This is a genomic window from Arthrobacter sp. Hiyo1 (assembly GCF_001263615.2).
Lineage (GTDB): Bacteria > Actinomycetota > Actinomycetes > Actinomycetales > Micrococcaceae > Arthrobacter.
In genome coordinates, this window is record NZ_DF952469.1 from 595,058 (window position 1) to 596,632 (window position 1,575).

A 1,575-nucleotide genomic window follows, 5' to 3' on the forward strand; every position below is an offset into this window, starting at 1 on the left:
GCGGTGCCCGGACGGCCGCCGTTCACGCCGACAATTCCGAACGCCTGGCCGGAAGGAAGTCCGCCACCACATTGGGGCCAGGAAATGTCGCTACCCAAGGAGATCCCAGAAACTTCCATGGGAGCGGCATTAGCGGCGGATAATGGTGTGGCGGTCGTAGCTAACAAGAGGCAAGCAACGGCCATGATTTTTGCAGTTTTCATGATGTGCGTCCTTGGCATGGTTCAGGGCCCTGCCGGGGTTGGTACTGCCGCACATTGCATCCCAAAAGCAATGGCAGTGAGCCATCTTCGGCTCACTACGGATCCTACGGACGGGCTTCTGGGCAGCCTTGAGTGATCTCTACTGGACTTGGTTAACGAATTTGCGAGTAAGTGGCGTGGTGCACTTGGAGTACAGCTCAGACGCCGGAGTACTCAGCTCTGCGCCAGACCTCGGTCAGGAAGCGACGAGTCCATCTGCGACTACCGCCAGCATTGATGCTGCCGCATCGGCGGGAAGTTCGCTGTTATCCACTACCGCGGCCACGCCGCCGACGAGCCTGCTGATCTGCATCGCATCGACTCCGGGGCGCAAGGCCGAGTCCAACGCTTCGATCACGCGCTGATTGGCGCCGAGGTAGGTCTGGCACTTCGCGGCAAACGGGGATCCGGGGTCGCCCAGCGCTGCGGTGATCCGCGCGGCGGCGCCTTTGTGTTCTGTCAGCATCGACGCATAGTCGGTTAGCCAGCTCAACAACCGTTCCCGTGCGGGGGCGTCGAGGGACAGTGCCCGGTCGACGGCGGTGCGGACCTTCTCGGCCCACGCCTCGAGGACCGCGTCGTACAACGACTCCTTGGTGGGGAAGTGCCGGTAGAGCGTGCCGGGTCCCACCTCGGCCGCCTTGGCTACTTCGTCCATCGAAACGGCTTCGAAGCCTTTGACGCGGAAGAGTGCACGCGCAACCTCCACGATCCGGTCGCGGTTGCGTTGAGCGTCAGCGCGCACAGAAACACCTTTCGATTCACCCTTGAAAAACGGAGAGTGTCTCCGTATAGTTCTAAACGGAGCAACTCTCCTCTTAGTGTACGTCAGCCCCCTCGGCTAGAACAGGACACCTCCCATGACACCCACAATCGCCACACGCGCCCCAGCCGGGATCGTTACATCCGGCCGTCGCGCCGGCAGCATTGGCCTCTGGCTGGTCATGCTGGCCCAACTCATGCTTGTCCTCGACGCGACCGTCGTTAACGTCGCGCTCCCCCACATCGCCACCGACCTCCACTTCGACCGGGCCGAGCTCAGCTGGGTCCTGAACGGCTACGCCGTCGCTTTCGGCGGCCTCCTGCTGCTCGGCGGACGGATCGGAGACGTGATGGGCCGCCGTCGCACCTTCCTGGTGGGCGTCGCAGCCTTCACGCTCTTCTCCCTGCTTGGTGGCCTCGCCACCTCGCCCCTCCTCCTTGTTATCGCACGCGCGCTCCAGGGCCTCGGCGCCGCATTCGCCGCCCCGAGCGTTCTGGCGCTCATCACCACTAGCGCAAAGGACGACGGCGCGCGGAACCGGGCGCTCGCCCTGTTCTCCGCCATTGCCTC

Annotated in this window: 2 protein-coding genes and 1 pseudogene; 1 reads left to right on the forward strand and 2 read right to left on the reverse strand. The window is 63.6% G+C overall.

Annotated elements, in window-relative coordinates; translation table 11 throughout:
• Both AHiyo1_RS25450 and AHiyo1_RS07170 read right to left on the reverse strand, forming a co-directional pair.
• Positions 1–203, reverse strand: a pseudogene (locus AHiyo1_RS25450) (hypothetical protein); the annotation flags it as partial.
• Between the two features lie 235 nt (positions 204–438).
• Positions 439–987 (reverse strand): TetR/AcrR family transcriptional regulator, encoded by a 549-nt coding sequence (locus tag AHiyo1_RS07170; RefSeq protein ID WP_059388091.1) that lies wholly within the window; start codon positions 985–987, stop codon positions 439–441.
• A gap of 115 nt (positions 988–1,102) precedes the next feature.
• Between AHiyo1_RS07170 and AHiyo1_RS07175 the strand changes: the two genes are divergently transcribed.
• Positions 1,103–1,575: MFS transporter (locus AHiyo1_RS07175; protein WP_113990615.1), on the forward strand; the 473-nt coding region annotated here is incomplete at its 3' end.